General features: G+C 53.1%; 13 protein-coding genes and 5 pseudogenes. 16 read left to right on the forward strand and 2 right to left on the reverse strand.

The window, feature by feature from the left end; genetic code table 11:
- Positions 1-254: 254 nt before the first annotated feature.
- On the reverse strand, positions 255-1,268 hold the full coding sequence (locus P378_RS16615; RefSeq protein ID WP_238473367.1) for a nucleoside recognition domain-containing protein: 1,014 nt from the start codon (positions 1,266-1,268) through the stop codon (positions 255-257).
- A 23-nt stretch (positions 1,269-1,291) separates the two neighbouring features.
- Complete coding sequence (locus P378_RS22385; RefSeq protein WP_238473368.1) at positions 1,292-1,471, reverse strand: hypothetical protein; 180 nt, start codon at positions 1,469-1,471, stop codon at positions 1,292-1,294.
- A 200-nt stretch (positions 1,472-1,671) separates the two neighbouring features.
- On the opposite strand from P378_RS22385, the gene P378_RS16620 reads away from it, so the two are divergent.
- From P378_RS16620 to P378_RS16695, 16 genes and pseudogenes are all read left to right on the forward strand, one after another.
- The gene (locus P378_RS16620) at positions 1,672-2,178 is read left to right on the forward strand and encodes a YceD family protein (protein WP_099084005.1); all 507 of its coding nucleotides are present in this window, start codon (positions 1,672-1,674) and stop codon (positions 2,176-2,178) included.
- Between the two features lie 30 nt (positions 2,179-2,208).
- Positions 2,209-2,394 carry a 50S ribosomal protein L32 gene (rpmF, locus tag P378_RS16625; RefSeq protein WP_099084006.1) on the forward strand — a complete coding sequence of 62 codons (186 nt, stop codon included), beginning with the start codon at positions 2,209-2,211 and terminating at the stop codon, positions 2,392-2,394.
- 140 nt (positions 2,395-2,534) lie between these two features.
- Positions 2,535-3,107, forward strand: coding sequence for a transcription factor FapR (gene fapR / locus P378_RS16630; protein WP_099084007.1), 573 nt, complete (start codon positions 2,535-2,537; stop codon positions 3,105-3,107).
- Complete coding sequence (gene plsX / locus P378_RS16635; protein ID WP_099084008.1) at positions 3,104-4,111, forward strand: phosphate acyltransferase PlsX; 1,008 nt, start codon at positions 3,104-3,106, stop codon at positions 4,109-4,111. Before fapR ends, plsX begins: the two co-directional genes overlap by 4 nt.
- The gene (locus P378_RS16640; RefSeq protein ID WP_099084009.1) at positions 4,112-5,122 is read left to right on the forward strand and encodes a beta-ketoacyl-ACP synthase III; all 1,011 of its coding nucleotides are present in this window, start codon (positions 4,112-4,114) and stop codon (positions 5,120-5,122) included.
- Positions 5,122-6,069, forward strand: a complete 948-nt coding sequence (gene fabK, locus P378_RS16645; protein WP_099084010.1) for an enoyl-[acyl-carrier-protein] reductase FabK — start codon at positions 5,122-5,124, stop codon at positions 6,067-6,069. The genes P378_RS16640 and fabK overlap by 1 nt, the downstream gene beginning before the upstream one ends.
- 3 nt (positions 6,070-6,072) lie before the next feature.
- A pseudogene (fabD, locus tag P378_RS16650) lies at positions 6,073-7,016 on the forward strand (ACP S-malonyltransferase).
- A 1-nt stretch (position 7,017) separates the two neighbouring features.
- Positions 7,018-7,761, forward strand: a complete 744-nt coding sequence (gene fabG, locus P378_RS16655; RefSeq protein ID WP_099084011.1) for a 3-oxoacyl-[acyl-carrier-protein] reductase — start codon at positions 7,018-7,020, stop codon at positions 7,759-7,761.
- 85 nt (positions 7,762-7,846) lie between these two features.
- Positions 7,847-8,077, forward strand: coding sequence for an acyl carrier protein (acpP, locus tag P378_RS16660; protein ID WP_099084012.1), 231 nt, complete (start codon positions 7,847-7,849; stop codon positions 8,075-8,077).
- 122 nt (positions 8,078-8,199) lie between these two features.
- On the forward strand, positions 8,200-9,441 hold the full coding sequence (gene fabF / locus P378_RS16665) for a beta-ketoacyl-ACP synthase II (protein ID WP_099084013.1): 1,242 nt from the start codon (positions 8,200-8,202) through the stop codon (positions 9,439-9,441).
- A 16-nt stretch (positions 9,442-9,457) separates the two neighbouring features.
- A complete protein-coding gene (gene rnc / locus P378_RS16670; protein ID WP_099084014.1) occupies positions 9,458-10,198 on the forward strand; it encodes a ribonuclease III in 741 nt (246 codons plus the stop codon).
- A gap of 29 nt (positions 10,199-10,227) precedes the next feature.
- A complete protein-coding gene (gene smc, locus P378_RS16675; RefSeq protein ID WP_099084015.1) occupies positions 10,228-13,779 on the forward strand; it encodes a chromosome segregation protein SMC in 3,552 nt (1,183 codons plus the stop codon).
- Positions 13,780-13,881: 102 nt separating this feature from the next.
- A pseudogene (gene ftsY, locus P378_RS16680) lies at positions 13,882-14,813 on the forward strand (signal recognition particle-docking protein FtsY).
- A 214-nt stretch (positions 14,814-15,027) separates the two neighbouring features.
- Positions 15,028-15,818: pseudogene (mtnP, locus tag P378_RS16685) on the forward strand (S-methyl-5'-thioadenosine phosphorylase).
- A gap of 7 nt (positions 15,819-15,825) precedes the next feature.
- Positions 15,826-16,863, forward strand: a pseudogene (mtnA, locus tag P378_RS16690) (S-methyl-5-thioribose-1-phosphate isomerase).
- Positions 16,864-16,873: 10 nt separating this feature from the next.
- Positions 16,874-18,129 (forward strand): annotated as a pseudogene (locus P378_RS16695) (adenosylhomocysteinase).
- Positions 18,130-18,136 lie beyond the last annotated feature (7 nt).

Below are 18,136 nucleotides of genomic sequence, written 5' to 3' on the forward strand. Positions count from 1 at the left end.
AGAGCCATTACCTGCGATTATAGGATAAGTGCGCCCAATTGCATGACAAATACTGGAAAATGGGAGGTAATATACTCAAAAATATTAGTTTTCGTCTTAAAATCTAAAAAAAGTGGGTCACTACTGTTAATTAATGTAAATTTTATTTTTTGAAAGAAGTAAAATTAGGGTTTTAAAGGGGTTTTTTCAACACCCTCCTAGTTTCTTCCACAGGAAAGCCCCTAATACCTTTTTTGTCAGGGAAAATTAATAAACTAACGGTAAAATATTTTGCCAATCCGCCAGGCAAAATGCAGGGTGAAGCCAAGCAGGACGAACAAAAGTAAAGAGATGGCCATGGTGATGAAGGAAAGGGTTATGACCGAGACGGGAGAGTAGGAAAAAAGATTAAGCACCGGTGCCAGTACCGGCAGTAGCGTTGGGTCCGACCCGTCAGGTCTGTAAAATACAAGGGTAAAAAAGGTGGCCAGGGCTGCATGGGCGATGCGGGTGGCCACAAATAACCCCATGCGGATATCGGTCCTGGCTATCATGCTGGCCACCTGGGCGTGGATAGAAAGCCCGCTCCAACCCAGGATCATGGCCACCGCCATCAGTCGCTGTGCTTCCGGAGCGGCGGCTTCGGATGCCAGTTTGGTGCCGATGGTCATTTCAAAGAACCCGCTGGCCAGGGCCGTTAAAATTTCCGGTGACAAACCCAAAGGGAGTAACACCAGGCCCAGCAAGGAAGCCAGCAAATCAATGACCCCGGCATGCTTGAGCAGCCTGATAATCACCGCAAATAAAATGATAAAGCCACCGATATTCAGCAGCTTGGTCACCGAGGACGCCACCGCCTCGCCCAGCAGCTGGCCCAGGGGCTGCCTTTCCTGAGGATTTTGCTGCAGCAATGCCCTGAAAGCCTGCCGCAGGGACCAGGCCGTAGGAGAGGGGTTGTTTGATTGGGGCTCATGGCGGCCGTAAAAGCGCAGTAAAAAACCCAGCAGGAGATTGGCCAGGTAATGGGAGCCGGCGATCACCACACCCAGGTCGGGCCGTCCGAACATGCCCACGGCCACAGCGGTCAGCATGAACAGCGGGCTGGAATTGTTGGTGAAACTCATTAAACGCTCGGCCTCCAGCCGGGTACAGAGACCCTGCTGCCTGAGTTTGGCGGTCACCATGCTGCCGATGGGAAAGCCGCTGGTAAAACCAATGACCATGACAAAGGCCCCGGCCCCCGGCACATTAAAAAGCGGTCGCATGACGGGTTCCAGCAGTAGGCCCATAAAACGCACCAGACCAAGTTTCATCAATATTTCAGAAGCAATAAAAAAGGCAGCAGGGAGGGAAAGACAATATTCCACCAGGCCTTCAGCCCATTGACGGAACCGTCGTACACAATCTTCGGCTGCACCGCCATTCCCAGCACAAAACACACCGCCAGGGCGATCCAGACAAGAGAAAAAGCCTCTTGTTTGCGCAGTCCCATGGTAAGCCGGATTTTTTCGGCAGCAAAGCAATCACCCCGTGCATAAGATTAGACAAGGCCCCTAACACTATATATAAATGGAAAACCTTTACTTTAGACCAGGTCAGAGGAGTTTACCCCATATACAGGATTTTTCCTTGACAAATAAGAACCCGCTTTATATAATGAATTTTGTTAAATATTGAGGTGACTGTGAACCCGTGAAAATTAATATTCTCCGCATCAGGAACGCACCCGGTGAAAAGCTTTCTTTCAATCTTAGCAAGAAACTGGAAGCCGTCGAAGTAAACGGCCAGGTTTTTACCTTTGTTACGCCCGTAGAAGCCGCCGGAGAGGTGGTGAACCGGAATCATCTCTTTCAGGTCAAGGGGATGACCCGGGCAACCGTTTCCACCATCTGCGCCAACTGCCTGGAGCCCTTCGAGTTGAAACTGCAGGGTTCCCTGGAAGAGGTTTATACCAGGGTGGAGGATGATTTCACCAACCATCCTGATTCTGATTTGATCGGATTCGGCGGGGATACCCTTGATATTGAATCAGAAGTCATTAAATCACTTTTGATTGAAATCCCCATGCGTTTGGTTTGTTCACCGGACTGCCGGGGCCTGTGCCAGCAGTGCGGCGCTAACTTGAATGTTCAACCGTGTAATTGCCAAATGGATGACAGTGACCCAAGGTTGGCAGTACTTAAAAAATTTCAACCATAAGTTTTCACTTTTTGAAGGGGGTGTAAGAAAATGGGTGTACCGAAGAGGAAACTTGCGAAGCACCGGGGAAGACAGCGCCGGGCTATGAATATGAAGTTGGAAGCCCCCAGCCTGGTAGCCTGCCCGCAGTGCCGTGCCTTGATCCAACCGCATCATCTGTGCCCTGAGTGTGGTTATTACAAAAACCGCAAAGTTGTTGCGGCAGCCGATAAGTAGTGATAAATATGAACCCTTTCTCAATTGACGAGAAAGGGTTTTTACTTTTTTGGAAGAATAATAGAAAAAAGTTTGCATTACAAGCAGTATTTGGGTTATAATTAGTACCAGGTACTAAATTATTCATGGTGGTAACATAAATGGCCAGAGGTGGAAAAGCCAAAAACCTGAGACAAAGTGAGCTCGCCCGATACCTTGCCAATAACCCCCTGCTGACAGATGAGGAACTGGCAGGTATGTTCGGGGTCAGCATTCAGACCATTCGTTTGGACCGTTCCGAACTGCAGATCCCGGAACTTCGAGAGCGCATGAAAACAGCCCTGCAGGCCAGTCGCCCGGTGCGTTCCCTGGGCAGTGATGAACTGGTGGGGGAACTGCTGGATATCCAGGTGGGTCATTATGGCGTTTCTATGTTAAAGATTGGTCCGGAAATGAGCTTTCGCAAAAATTTAGTCGCCAGGGGCCACCACCTGTTTGCCCAGGCAAATTCCTTGGCCGTGGCCGTCATTGACGCTGAAGTTGCCTTGACGGGTGCAGCAAGGGTGCTGTTTAAGCTCCCGGTCAGGGCCGGCGACCAGGTGATGGCCAGGGCAGAGGTAAGCAGCCAAAGGGGCAATAAAACCATGGTTAAGGTGATTTCCAGGGTACAGGAAGCGATTGTGTTTGAAGGAATCTTCACGGTATTTGCCTTGCATGAGGAGGGTAACCAATGACCAGAATTGCTTTAGATGCGATGGGGGGCGATCACGCGCCAATGGAAATTGTCCGTGGCGCCAGGGATGCCGCCCATGAATTAGGTGTTCATATAATTTTAGTCGGTGATCAGGAAAAGATACAACGGGAATTGGACGGGGATGCTGCCGGGGGCCTGATATCCATTGTGCACGCCCCGGAAGTGGTGGAAATGGATGAACATCCGGTCAACGCCATCCGTAAGAAGAAGAATTCTTCCATTGTTGTGGCCACTCAATTGGTCAAGGAAGGGACTGCGGACGCGGTGGTTTCTGCAGGAAGTACCGGAGCGCAGATGGCTTCTTCCTTGTTCATTTTAGGTCGCATTGCAGGTGTTGACCGACCGGCCATCAGTACCCTGCTGCCCACAGCCAGGGGGGTGGTGGCCCTGTTGGACGTAGGAGCCAATGTGGACTGCCGGCCCCAGCACCTGAAACAGTTTGCGGTAATGGGATCCCTGTACGCCGAAAAGGTGCTGGGACTTCCCAATCCCAGAGTGGGGCTGCTGAACATCGGCGCTGAGGAAACCAAGGGCAACGAATTGACCCTGGCGGCCTATCAGTTGCTGAAGGAAGCGGAGATTAACTTTGTCGGCAATGTGGAAGGAAGAGATCTTTTCCTGGGCACCAGCGATGTTGCCATCTGTGATGGATTTGTGGGAAACGTGGTTTTAAAGTCGGCGGAAGGCCTCGCCATGTCCATTCTGGGGATGTTTCAGCAGGAATTGGGAAGACTGGAAGATATCCTTGGCCGGGAAAGAATTATGCACATTATGAGTGGTTTTAAACGCCGTATGGACTATGCTGAATATGGCGGGGCGCCGCTTTTGGGGGTAGACGGGGTATCCGTCATCAGCCATGGCAGTTCCCGGGCTAGGGCCATCAAAAATGCCGTCCGGGTAGCCAAGGAGACGGTTGAACAAAGGCTGGTGCCGGCCATTAAAGCAAGCTTAGAGAAAGAGATTGGCAAGGGGGTAGACAATTAAATGCCCAACCACCTGATTCAGGCGGGCATCCTGGGTGTGGGGAGTTATGTGCCTGAACGGATACTCACCAATAAAGAGATAGAAAAAATGGTAGATACCAGCGACGAGTGGATTAGAACGCGGACCGGCATCCGGGAGCGGAGAATCGCCGACCCGGCCCTGTCCACAGCGGACCTGGCTGCCCGGGCGTCCCGCAATGCGCTGGAAGACGCCGGCGTAAAGCCGGAAGAACTGGACCTAATCATTCTCACCACTTGTTCCAAAGATATGATTATTCCCGCCGGCGCCTGTCTGGTGCAAATGGAACTGGGGGCGTCCAACGCAGGGGCCTTTGATTTGGAAGCAGGCTGCAGCGGGTTTGTTTACGGGCTCACCGTTGCCTCCCAGTTTATTGCCACCGGGGCCATGAAACGAATTCTGGTCATTGGGTCGGAAGCTTTATCAAAAATCATTAACTGGGAAGACCGCAACACCTGTGTCTTGTTTGGCGACGGGGCCGGCGCTGTGGTTGTTGGCCCGGTGGCTCCCGGGGAAGGCATCCTGGCCAGCAAATTAAGCGCCGAGGGATCCGGTTGGGAACACCTTTATATTCCTGCCGGCGGCTCAAAAATACCCGCCGACCCGGTGACCGTCGAGCAAAAACTTCATTACGTTCATATGAACGGCAAAGAAGTGTTCCGTTATGCCACCAGGGTCATGGAGGAAGAGTCCATCAACCTGATCAAAGCTGCCAACCTTGAACTGTCGGATATCGACCTGCTCATACCGCACCAGGCCAATATACGCATCATCGAACACGCGGCCAAGAAGCTGAAGCTTCCCATGGAAAAAGTAATGGTCAATTTAGACCGCTACGGGAACACTTCCTCGGCTTCCATTCCATTGGCCCTGGATGAGGCAGTTAAGTCCGGGCGGGTGAAGGCCGGAGATAACATCGTCATGGTGGCTTTTGGAGCGGGATTGACCTCCGGTGGCGTTGTTCTAAAGTGGAGTAAAGGGGAGGGAGAGTAATGAAACTGAGAACCAGATTGTGCGATTTACTGGGAATCGAATACCCGATTTTACAAGGCGGTATGGCCTGGGTTTCCACCGCAGAGCTAGCCGCGGCAGTCTCCGAGGCCGGTGGTTTGGGCATTATTGGTTCGGGGCATGCTCCCACGGAATGGTTGGAGGAACAAATTAAAAAAGCCAAAGGCCTTACCAACAAACCCTTTGGGGTAAACGTCATGCTGATGTCTCCCTTTGTAGAACAAAACATGCAGTTAATCATTCGTGAAAGAGTACCGGTGGTGACCACCGGCGCCGGCAATCCCGGGAAATTCATTCCCGGGCTGAAGGAAGTCGGCAGCAAGGTCATTCCCGTCATCCCCTCTGTGGCGCTGGCCCAACGGATGGCCAAGGCCGGTGTGGATGCGGTGATTGCCGAAGGCGGCGAGTCCGGCGGACACATTGGTGAACTAAGCACCATGCCCCTGGTACCCCAGGTGGTGGATGCGGTGGATATCCCGGTCATTGCCGCAGGCGGTTTCTTTGACGGCAGGGGTCTGGTGGCAGCTCTGGCCCTGGGGGCCCAGGGCATCCAGATGGGAACCCGCTTTATGTGCGCCACAGAATGTGTCATTCATGATAATGTTAAACAGCTGCTGGTTAAGGCCAAGGACCGTGAGACCGTGGTAACCGGCCGCACCACCGGGCATCCTGTACGCATTATTCGTAATAAATTAGCCAAACAGTTTGAAGAAAAAGAACGTCAGGGAGCTTCGGTGGAAGAACTGGAAAAAATGGGCGTTGGCCGCCTGCGTATGGCCATGGTGGAAGGCGACGTTCAGGAAGGCTCCGTGATGGCCGGGCAAATCTGCGGCATGATTAAACGGATCGAACCGGCAGCGGAGATCATTAAAGACATTGTAACCGGCGCTGAACAGGTCATCGGCCGGCTGAGCAAAGGGGAGTTTTAGACATTGTCAAAAATCGCTTTCATTTTCCCGGGCCAGGGTTCCCAGTATGTGGGAATGGGCCGGGAACTGTACAGCAATTTTAAGGTCTGTCGCGATACCCTGGAAGAGGCGGATGACTTTTTAGGGTTTGGGCTGACCAAATTATGTTTTGAGGGTCCGGCGGAGGAACTGAACAGTACCGTCAATACCCAACCGGCCATCCTGGCTGTCAGTATTGCAGTCCACAGGGTGCTGCAGCAGGAGTGCGGGTTAAAGGCGGCAGTGGTGGCGGGGCACAGCCTGGGGGAATATGCCGCCCTGGTGGCGGCAGGCGCTCTCAAGTTCCCGGATGCCGTCAAGGCGGTTCGCCAGAGGGGTAAGTTTATGCAGGAGCTGCGCCTGTCGGGTCGGGCGGTATGGCAGCCATCCTGGGCCTGGACCGGCAGAAGGTGATTGCCTGCTGCCAGGAGGCAGCCAGCCGCAGTGTGGTTGAACCGGTAAACTTTAACTGTCCGGGCCAGGTGGTGATTGCCGGCCAATTGGATGCGCTGCAGCAAGCCATGGAGCTCTGCCGCCAGGCAGGGGCAAAAAGAGCCATCGAACTGGCGGTCAGCGGTCCCTTCCATTCCAGCCTGATGCGCCCGGCCGGCGAAAGGCTGGCGGAGGTCCTGGCACAGATCGAAATTCAAGACCCGCACATCCCGGTGGTGGCCAACATCAGCGCCGCCTACATACGGAAAGCTCCCGAAATACGAGATGCCCTGGTAAAGCAGGTCTCCGGGGCGGTGCTTTGGGAAGACAGCATCCAGAGAATGGCGGAAGAGGGCATCACCACCATGGTGGAATTAGGGCCGGGAAAGGTTTTATGCGGCCTGGTGAAGAAAATAAACAAGGAAATAAACACCTTTAACGTAGAAGATTTGGCAAGCTTGGAAAAAGTCCTTGCACAGTTCAAGGAGGTTGGCTAAAATGTTTCTGAACGGCAAAGTCGCCCTTGTCACCGGCGCCTCCCGGGGCATCGGCAAAGCCATTGCTCTGGCCATGGCCGGGGCACAGGCCGATATTGTTGTAAACTATGCCGGCAGAGCCGGTGCGGCGGAAGAAACCGCCGGGGCCATTCGCCAGCTGGGTCGCCGGGCGCTGGTCTATAAAGCCGACGTTTCTGATACCCTGCAGGTTCAACAGATGGTGGATGCCGCCATTGCAGAATTCGGCAAAGTGGATATTTTGGTGAATAATGCCGGGATTACCCGGGACAATTTAATCCTGAGAATGAAAGAGGAAGACTGGGATACGGTCATGGCTGTAAACCTTAAATCCGCCTTCAATACCATTAAAGCGGTGGCCCGCCCCATGGTGAAGGCCCGTTACGGCCGGATCATCAACGTTTCTTCGGTAGTTGGCCTCTATGGCAACCCGGGGCAGGCCAACTATGCCGCTGCCAAAGCCGGTCTCATCGGACTTACCAAGACCATGGCCAAGGAACTGGGGCCCAGAAATATTACCGTCAATGCAGTGGCCCCGGGTTTCATTATGACCGATATGACCGAACACCTGAGTGCCGAGGCCAAGGAGAAACTCACTTCCTCCATTGCCTTGAACCGCCTGGGAACTCCGGAAGACGTGGCCAGCCTGGTAGCCTTTCTGGCCAGTGATTTCTGCGGTTACATCACCGGGCAGGTCATTGGTGTAGACGGCGGAATTGTCATGTAAGGTTCGGGGTACCAAACTTGCTTTGACTCCGAAATGAACCATTGCATTCATAGAATTGATGATATCCCGAAAGGGGGTGAATGATATGGCAACCTTTGATAAGATTAAAGCAATTATTGTAGATCAACTGGGCGTTGATGAAGCCGATGTAACCGCAGATGCTTCCTTTGTGGACGATCTGGGCGCTGATTCTCTTGATATTGTTGAACTGGTAATGGCTTTAGAAGAAGAGTTCGGTCTGGAAATTCCCGATGAAGAGGCTGAAAAAATTCGCACCGTTGGCGATGCCGTTAAATTTATCCAGGACCGCCAGTAATCATGGTAAAAGTCCCGGCATTTATAATCCGGGACTTTTCCACTATTATAAATTTATCAGAAATAAAGTAGTATACGAAAGGTTGAAGCCAGGCCTTTCTAGAATGTAAGGAGGAAACGACTTTGTCAAAACGGGTTGTTATAACCGGTATGGGAGTGATTTCTCCCGTTGGTACCGGGCTGGACAATTTTTGGACTGCCCTCACAACGGGGGTCTCCGGAATTGTCAGAATAACCAGGTTCGACCCGTCCGAATACAGCACGCAAATTGCGGGTGAGGTTAAGGATTTCAACTTTTCCGGTTATATTGATAAAAAGGAAGGCCGCCGCATGGATAAGTTTTCCCAGTATGCGGTGGTTGCAGCGGCCATGGCCCTTGAGGATGCAGGCATGGACATGGAGTCCCTTGATAAGGAGCGCACCGGTGTCATTGTCGGTTCGGGGATCGGCGGCATGGAAACCTTTGAGGAACAGTGCCGTGTGCTGGTAAACCGTGGACCCAACCGGATCAGTCCCTTCTTGATTCCCATGATGATTGCGAACATGGCTGCGGGCCAGATCGCCATCAAATTTGGACTCCGCGGCCCCAACATCACCACCGTCACTGCTTGCTCTTCCAGCGGCAATGCCATTGGTGATGCCTTTAAATTAATCCAGCGGGGCAATGCCGAAGTGGCGATCACCGGAGGTACCGAGGCACCCATTACACCGCTGGCGGTTGCCGGTTTTTGTGCAGCAAAGGCCATGACCACAAACAATGATGAACCGGAGCGTGCCAGCAGGCCCTTTGATGCCAACCGGGACGGTTTTGTTATGGGTGAAGGCGCTGCCATGATGATTCTTGAAACATTGGAACATGCCCGGAAACGAGGAGCCCGGATTTATGCTGAAATCGTAGGTTATGGAAGCACCTGCGATGCCTACCACATTACTGCTCCTCACCCGGAAGGCCACGGCGCTGCCTCCGCCATGAATATGGCCCTGGCAGACGCAGGACTGAAGCCTGAGGATGTGCAGTACATTAATGCCCATGGCACTTCCACCCCTGTGGGAGATGTTGCCGAAGTGGGTGCCATTAAAAAAGTGTTTGGCGATCATGCTTACAAACTGGTGGTCAGTTCAACCAAATCCATGACCGGGCACATGCTGGGGGCCGCCGGAGCCGTTGAAGGGATTGCCTCGGTGCTGGCCATTCGAGACGATGTTGTCCCTCCCACCATCAATTTGGAAAACCCCGACCCGGCTTGTGACTTGGATTTTGTACCCAACCAGGCACGTAAAATGACGGTAGATGTGGCCCTTTCCAATTCCTTTGGATTTGGCGGGCATAACGTTACACTGGCATTTAAAAAGTTCAAACCTTAGATCCGGGTGATACGATTTGTCTAAACAAGACGAGCAAATAAATCGCCTTAAAAACAGGCTTGGCATTAAATGGCAGAACTCGTCCTTGCTGCTTCAGGCTTTGACACACAGTTCCTGCGTACATGAAAGCAGGGGACACGGGTTGTGTCACAATCAGAGGTTGGAGTTTCTTGGCGATGCTGTTTTAGAGCTAATCATCAGTGAACATTTGTATAAAATCTTTCCGGACCGCACTGAAGGTGAACTGACAAAAATGCGGGCAGCTTCGGTTTGTGAGCCTTCCCTGGCCAAAGTTGCCCGGGGATTGGACCTGGGCCGTTGCCTGCGCATGGGGCGTGGTGAGGAACGTTCCGGCGGCAGGGAGCGGCCATCCATCCTGGCAGATGCCTTTGAGGCATTGTTGGGCGCTGTTTATTTGGACCAGGGTTTGGAAGTGTCCAGGGATTTTGTATTAAGCTGTCTGAACCCCATCATTGAAGATGTTGTGGCGGGCAGACTGGACAGGGATTACAAAACCGAGCTACAGGAAACCCTGCAGCAGACTTCACCGGAGCCCTTGATCTACAGGATTATGGATGAATCCGGACCCGACCATGACAAAACCTTCACCGCCGGGGTCATCTACCGGGGCTGCGTTATCGGCCGGGGCAGCGGGCATTCCAAGAAAGAAGCCGAACAGCAGGCAGCCAAGGATGCCTTTAAACATCTGGACTGGCTGAAAACATCCGGTCCCAAACCAACCGGGGCCGGCAAATAACCACTGTGGACAACAGGGGGCAGGAAGCATTGTGTCTTAAAAGAATCGATATTCAGGGATTTAAGTCCTTTGGCGACCGCATCAAGTTAGAGCTGCATCCTGGTTTATCTGTCATTGTAGGTCCCAATGGCAGCGGCAAAAGCAACATCTCCGACGCCATCAGCTGGTGCCTGGGAGAACAACGGGCTTCCCTTCTCAGGGGTTCTCGCATGGAGGATGTGATCTTTGTCGGCAGCGACAAGCGAAAGCCGGTTGGTATGGCGGAAGTGACTTTAACGTTGGACAACGGCGCCAAGTTGTTCTCCCTGCCCTATGAGGAAATTTCTATCACCAGGCGTTTTTACCGTTCCGGAGAAAGCGAGTTTTTGATCAACAAGGTGCCCTGCAGGCTGAAGGATATCCAGGCCCTCTTTATGGATACCGGATTAGGCCGCGGGGCTTACTCTCTTATCGGGCAAGGCAAAGTGGATGAGATTTTAAGCAGCAGGCCGGAAGAAAGACGGACGGTCATTGAAGAGGCGGCGGGGATTGTTAAATTCCGCCACAGGAAAGAAGAATCACTGCGGAAACTGTCTGCCGCACAGCAGGATTTAAACAGGATTACCGATATTGTTGACGAGTTGGCCGGACGCATCGAACCGCTGGCCCAGCAGGCCGCAAGGGCCCGGCAATACAAAAAACTGGAAGATGAAGCCTGGCGATTGGAACTGGCATTGTTTAAGCGGGACTGGCAGGACCTGACCGCCAAAGCCAGGGAAATTTCCCGGCAGTTGGAGCAAGTTAAAAGGGAGTTTCAAGACGAGAGACCCGTTATCGAAGAAAAATTGGAGCATGCCAGAGCAAGGCTTCTTACCATAGAAGAAAGCGTCCGTGAGGCCAGGGAACAGGCCTTTGTGATTGATTCAAACATTGAAAGAATCCGGAACAAAATGACGCTGGTTGACGAACAAATTTCCCACCAAAGGAGCGAGGGTCAAAGGGTAGAAAATGAGCTGCAGGAAGCCCGGGATGCGCTGCAAAAACTTGCTTTTGAATTAAATCAGGAAAAAGGCAAATTAGTTAAATTAAAGCAGGATACGGCAAAACAAATATCCTTCGCCAGTGATAAGGTTCTGCAGCGGCTGGAACAGGAGGTTGAGGAAAAACAGGAGCTGTTCCAAAACCTCAACACGGATTTAATTGATCAACTGAACCAGGTGGCCAGCCAGCGGGGTCTCCGCAATCAGGCGGCGGACCGCAAAGAACAGCTGGGTCAGCGTTTGCATCACATGCGCAGGCTCGCCGGGGAAGCCCTGGAGAAGGAGAGAACCCTTGGCACCTCCATTGATGTCGCCGGGGACAGGGTGGAGGAACTGGACCGGCAGAAACAGGCGCTGACCCTTGCCAACCGGCAGGCGGAAGAAGACCTGAAACAGCTGAACCAGGAACTGTCGCAAATCCAATCCCAGCTTTTCTCCATGAAGGAGGAAATGGTGGCCAGGCATTCCCGCTTAAAGGTGCTGGAAGAGAATCTGAGTTCCCACAGTGGTTTTATGAAGCCGGTGAGGGAACTGTTAAAGGCTTCCCGGGCAGGTCCCTCAGGGATTTGCGGTGCGGTGGCAGACCTGATCAGGGTGCCCAAAGGATTTGAGACAGCCATCGAAGCGGCTCTGGGCGGCGCCCTGCAAAATCTGGTCACTGAAACCTCCTCCCAGGCCAAAGCAGCCATCGAATTTTTAAAGAAACAAAACATGGGCCGGGCCACCTTTCTTCCCTTGGATTTACTGCGGCCAACCCCTGCCGGCGAATGGGAGAAAAAATCCCTCGGCTTCACCGGCGTCATCGGCCTGGCGGCCCACCTGATCGAGACAGAAGCCAAATACCGTCCGGTTGTGGAACTGCTATTGGGCCGCCTGGTGGTGGTGGACAGCCTGGACAATGCCATTCAAGTGGCCAGGCAGATGCAGCAGCGGTTGAGGATTGTTACCCTCACCGGCGAGCTGTTCCATCCCGGCGGTTCGCTGTCCGGCGGCGGCCCTGTGCGCAATGCCGGCGGCATGCTGCACACCCGCCGGGAGCGGGACGAGTTGGCCCGGAACGTGCAGGAGCTTCACTTGCAGGTCCATGAACTGACAGCAAAATTAACAGAGAGACAGCTGCGGCAGCGGGAACTGACCGGTCGGCTTCAGGCTTACCAGCAGGAACTGGTTGCCCTGGGATTGGAACTTCAAGCGGCTGAAATGGAGTTAAGCAAGGCCAACGATGAATTCAGCAGGGCCAGCCGGCGCAGCCAGGAGAGTCAGTGGGAGATTGCCAATATCGAGCAGGAAATAAAACACTGGGCGAAAATCGAAACAGAGGCAGCGGAGAAGCTGGCGGTCCTGGAACAGGAATTGGAACAATTACAAGTTAAGCTGGCGGTTACCCAGGAAGAGCTGGCAGCCGCCAGGGACAAAAAGGCCCAATTGGAAGGCACGGTACACCAGGAAAAAGTGCGGCAGGCGGAACTGCGCCAGGAGCTGTTAGGGCTGCAAAAGATTACCGACCGGCTGGAGAAGGAATACGAGGACAAAAAGATGTCCGTTGCTTCAGCCGAATCATTGCTGCTGCACCTGAACAACAGGACCCGGGAGTTGGCAGAACAGCGGTCTCAATTAGAACTGGATTTACAAAGGTTGGAGCAGGAGCAAACACTGGCCCAGTCAAACCTGAAAGCAAAGCAAACCCAACATGAGGCTGAGGCGGCGGCATTAAAGCAGTTGGAGAACCGCTGGCAAAGGCTCCAGGAGCAGTGGCAGAGGACCCGGGAGCAAATTCATTCCCTGGAACTGCAGCAGGCCCGCAACCAAACAGAACTGGAACTGTTAATCAACAGGTTGGCGGAATACGGCATTGATGACCCGATGCAAATTCATGTAGAACCCGCTGCCAGCAAGCGGCAGGCCAAAGCGGATTTGCAGGAGATGAAGGGCCAAATGGCAACCCTGGGGCCGGTAAATGCCGGTGCCGAGGCGGAATATCAAGAAGTGATGGAACGGTACCGGTTTCTTTTGGGTCAAAAACAGGACCTGGAAGAAAGCAGGATGTCACTGGAACAGCTGATTGAGGAATTAAACCGTTTGATGTCCGGTCAATTTGAAAATGCCTTTACCGTTATTAACCGGAACTTCAATACGGTGTTTCAACAGCTGTTTGGCGGCGGCGGCGCCTCCATGTCCCTCACCGGCGGAGATGCCCTCACCTGTGGCATTGAGATCACCGCCCGGCCCCCGGGCAAGAAGAATCAAAGTCTGTCTCTACTCTCCGGGGGAGAAAGGGCGTTAACGGCCATTGCCCTGTTGTTTGCCATTTTAAAATATAAGCCCAGCCCCTTTTGTGTACTGGATGAAATCGAAGCTTCGTTGGATGAAGCCAATGTAAAACGGTTTGCCGACTATTTGTCCCGTACTTCCGCTGAAGTACAGTTTATTGTCGTCAGCCACCGCAAGGGCACCATGGAACGGGCGGATGCCCTTTACGGCGTGACCATGGACGAAGCGGGGGTTACCCGGCTGCTGTCCATGTCTCTGGAGGATTTGAAGGGAAACAAACGGTTAGCGTAATCTATACCATCCCATTGCCATGATTGACAGGGCCTTTTATTTGGCATTATAGTATGGACAGGCTCTGCCAAATACAAGTATTTGTACTGGAGGTATTATAACGTGGGCTTTTTCAGCCGTCTGAAAGAGAGCTTGACCAAAACCCGCCAGACCTTTATCGAGAAAATCGACGAAGTGGTGACCGGGCGGAAGGGGATTGATGAAGATTTATACGAGGAACTGGAAGAAGTGTTAATCCAGGCCGATGTGGGTGTAAGCACCGCCATGCAACTGGTGGAAAGGGTGCGCAAAGCGTTAAGGCCAGAAATGTGCAGGAGGCTGCCAGGCTGAAAGACATCTTCCAGGAAGAATTGGAATACCTGATGGGTGAGAAAGTGGTGCCCATTACCATGAACCCCGAAGGACCCACGGTGATTATGGTGGTGGGCGTCAACGGGGTCGGGAAGACCACCACCATCGGAAAGATGGCCCATAATTATAAGGAACAGGGCAAAAAGGTCCTGCTGGCAGCCGGGGATACCTTCCGGGCCGCCGCCATTGACCAGCTGGAAATTTGGGCTGAACGGGTGGGAGTGGAGCTCATTAAACACCAGGAAGGCTCCGATCCGGGCGCCGTGGCCTTTGATGCCGTTCATGCCGCCCGCTCCCGCAGGGCCGATGTGCTGCTGATCGATACCGCGGGCCGGCTGCACAACAAAAGCAACTTAATGGACGAGCTGAGAAAGGTGCACAAAATTATCGCCCGGGAAATGCCCGGCGCTCCCCACGAGGTGCTGCTGGTCCTGGATGCCACCACTGGTCAAAACGCCCTCAGCCAGGCAAAGATTTTCAGTGAAGCTGTCAACGTTACCGGCATTGCGCTGACCAAATTGGACGGTACCGCCAAGGGCGGCGTGGTGACGGCCATTGTCACCGAAATGGCCATCCCGGTGAAGTTAATCGGCATTGGGGAAAGAACGGACGACCTGAGGCAGTTCAACCCCAAGGACTTTATTGATGCCCTGTATGGCAAAAGAAAAGACGAAGAAGAATGAAATGAATAACCAAGAAGAACTCCCTGGCACCACCCGAGGGTTCTTCTTTTTTTATAGGTATCAACATTAATAACTTAGGTACCTGATACCTAAGTTATTATCCTGATGTAAAAATTCATTTATTTTAGAGGAAATCAAACCCAGCGAGGAGAATATTTCAGGTTTGTATAACCCATGCTATCTTTAGAATTTTGTGGGAAGAAGGAGAATCGTTATGACGGTACGCATCGCCATTATTGGGGGGACCGGCGTCTATGACCCCAATATATTAACCAATATTCGGGACGAAAAAGTAAACACCCCCTATGGAGAAGTGGGCTTGAAAATCGGTGACTATCAAGGGAAATCCGTAGCCTTTTTAAACCGCCACGGCGCCGGGCATTCGGTGCCGCCCCACCTGGTGAATTACCGGGCCAATATCGCTGCCCTGAAGGAACTGGGAGTTAAGAGCATCTTTGCCACAGCCGCCGTGGGTTCATTGAACATGAACATGGCGCCCGGGCATTTTGTCTTTGCGGATCAATTTCTGGATTTTACCAAAGTTCGCAAGCATACTTTCTATGAGGGCGGTGATCAGGGAGTGGTCCATATCGACATGACCGACCCCTATTGTCCCGAACTGCGCCAGGTGTTAGCCGGCGCTGCGGCAGAACTGGGTTTAACCTATCACAGGTACGGCACCTATGTAACCACCGAAGGACCTCGCTTTGAAACACCGGCGGAAATTAAAATGTACAAACTGCTGGGTGGCGATCTGGTGGGCATGACCAGTGTGCCGGAGGTTGTGCTGGCCCGGGAGAAGGAAATGTGCTACACCAATATTTCCATGGTGACCAACTATGCAGCGGGCATTTCCCCCACCAAATTAACCCACCAAGAAGTGCTGGATGTGATGGCTGCCAATGCCGAAAACCTGAGAAAACTGGCCATGAAGCCATCAGCCTGATTGACCCGGAAAGGGGCTGCCTGTGCCAGGACGCCATGGAGAAGCTGAACAAGGAGTGAACCTTTAATGGATGCAATCATCTGGGAAAATGACAGTCTCCGCCTGTTGGATCAGACCAAGCTGCCCCGCAGCATTGAGTATATCGAATGCAATGACTATCGCACGGTGGCGGAGGCCATCAAAAGGCTTTCTGTCCGCGGCGCGCCGGCTATTGGGGCTGCCGCTGCCTACGGTCTGGTGGTGGGAGCCAAACAAATCGACGCTGCCGACCGCAAAACCTTTTTAGAGAAACTGGAGGCCATTGCCGGTGAACTGGGGGCCACCCGGCCCACCGCGGTCAACCTGCGCTGGGCCCTGGAACGTATGATGATGCGAGTTACCACCGCCTTGGAACAAGATGTTGATGAGCTGCGTAAGATAATGCTGGAAGAAGCCCACACCATCTATAGCGAAGACGTGCAGAGCAACCGTAAAATGGGTGAATTTGGCCAGGAACTGCTGCCGGACGGGGCAAGGGTGTTAACCCACTGCAATGCCGGGGCACTGGCCACCGCCGGGTATGGCACCGCCCTTGGCGTTATCCGTGCGGCCCATGAGAAGGGCAAGCAGATCAGTGTTTATGCCGGTGAAACCAGGCCCCTGCTGCAGGCGCCCGGCTGACCTCATGGGAAATGGTGCAGGAAGGCATCACGGTAACATTAATTACCGATAACATGGCGGGTTATCTGATGGCCAAGAAAAAAATTGACTGCGTCATTGTCGGTGCCGACAGGATCACTGCCAACGGGGACGTGGCCAACAAAATCGGCACTTACGGAGTGGCGGTACTGGCCAAACATCACAATCTGCCTTCTACGTGGCGGCTCCCCTGTCTACCATTGATATGTGCCTTTCCTCCGGTGAAGAGATTCCCATTGAAGAGAGAGACCCCCGGGAAGTCACCCATCATGCCGGGCAGCCCATGGCACCGGACGGGGTGCAGGTATGGAACCCGGCCTTTGATGTCACCCCCAACGAATTGGTAACAGCCATCATTACAGAAATGGGAATTGTTTACCCTCCTACATCGAAAACTTGGCGAAAATCTGCGGGAATAAGAAATAGGAGGAGAAAGATGCCTGATTATATCGTTAGGGACATTAACCTGGCTCCCTCAGGCCGGTTGAAAATTGACTGGGTGCGCCAGCACATGCCGGTTTTAAACGTTATTCGGGAGCAGTTTGAAAAGGAACAGCCCTTTAAGGGATACCGGGTGGCGGTATGCATCCACCTGGAAGCGAAAACCGCCTATTTGGCGGAGGTATTAAAGGCCGGCGGCGCGGAGGTATCCATTGCCGGTTCCAACCCTTTGTCCACCCAGGACGATGTGGCCGCCGCCCTGGCTGTGGCAGGCATTAATGTTTACTCCTGGTACAATGCGACCGACGAAGAATACAAAGACCACCTTTTACATTTAATTGATGACCAGGCGGATATCGTCATCGACGACGGCGGTGACGTGGTACAACTGCTGCATACCGAAAGAACTGAAATTGCGGCCAGGGTTCTGGGAGGCTGTGAAGAGACCACCACCGGAGTCTTGCGCCTGCGTTCCCTGGAAAAGCAGGGAGCCTTGAAGTTCCCTATGATCGCCGTTAACGATGCCTACTGCAAGTATCTGTTTGACAACCGTTATGGCACCGGGGAGTCGGTGTGGTCCGGCATCATGCGCACCACCAACCTGATTACCGCCGGTAAAACCGTTGTGGTGGCCGGCTACGGCTGGTGCGGCAAAGGAATCGCCATGCGGGCCAAGGGGCTGGGAGCCAAGGTCATTGTCACCGAGGTGGATCCTGTGAAGGCCATCGAAGCTACATGGACGGTTTCCATCCCATGAACAGCCTGGAAGCTGCTAAACTGGGGGATGTTTTTATCACCGTCACCGGCTGTAAGGATGTCTTTGCAGCTCAGCACTACCAGGTTATGAAGGACGGGGCCATTCTCTGCAACGCAGGTCATTTTGATGTAGAGGTCAATAAGCCGGATTTGGCCGCCATGGCTGCTTCCCGGAGAATTGTTCGCAAGGATATCGAAGAATTTACGCTGATGGACGGTCGTAAACTCTATCTGCTGGCAGAAGGACGCCTGGTGAACCTGGCTGCCGGGGACGGTCATCCCGCTGAAATCATGGATATGTCCTTTGCCCTGCAGGCCTTAAGCGCCCGCTATGTGCTGGAGAATGCGAAGGGTCTAGAAAATAAGGTTTATGTAGTTCCCAAAGAAATAGATGACAGGGTGGCCAACCTGAAACTGCAGTCTCTGGGAATTCATATCGACCGGCTGACTCCTGAGCAGGAAGCCTATATCAATGAGTGGAACCATGCCACCTAGGTGGGAG

Source organism: Desulforamulus profundi (assembly GCF_002607855.1).

What these genes read in the sequence shown, in the direction of transcription:
- P378_RS16640 (WP_099084009.1), top strand. Translation starts at nt 4,112, where the DNA reads ATGCCCAACCACCTGATTCAGGCGGGCATCCTGGGTGTGGGGAGTTAT.
- P378_RS22385 (WP_238473368.1), bottom strand. Translation starts at nt 1,471, where the DNA reads ATGGGACTGCGCAAACAAGAGGCTTTTTCTCTTGTCTGGATCGCCCTG.
- fabG (WP_099084011.1), top strand. Translation starts at nt 7,018, where the DNA reads ATGTTTCTGAACGGCAAAGTCGCCCTTGTCACCGGCGCCTCCCGGGGC.
- acpP (WP_099084012.1), top strand. Translation starts at nt 7,847, where the DNA reads ATGGCAACCTTTGATAAGATTAAAGCAATTATTGTAGATCAACTGGGC.
- plsX (WP_099084008.1), top strand. Translation starts at nt 3,104, where the DNA reads ATGACCAGAATTGCTTTAGATGCGATGGGGGGCGATCACGCGCCAATG.
- fapR (WP_099084007.1), top strand. Translation starts at nt 2,535, where the DNA reads ATGGCCAGAGGTGGAAAAGCCAAAAACCTGAGACAAAGTGAGCTCGCC.
- fabK (WP_099084010.1), top strand. Translation starts at nt 5,122, where the DNA reads ATGAAACTGAGAACCAGATTGTGCGATTTACTGGGAATCGAATACCCG.
- rpmF (WP_099084006.1), top strand. Translation starts at nt 2,209, where the DNA reads ATGGGTGTACCGAAGAGGAAACTTGCGAAGCACCGGGGAAGACAGCGC.
- P378_RS16615 (WP_238473367.1), bottom strand. Translation starts at nt 1,268, where the DNA reads ATGGGCCTACTGCTGGAACCCGTCATGCGACCGCTTTTTAATGTGCCG.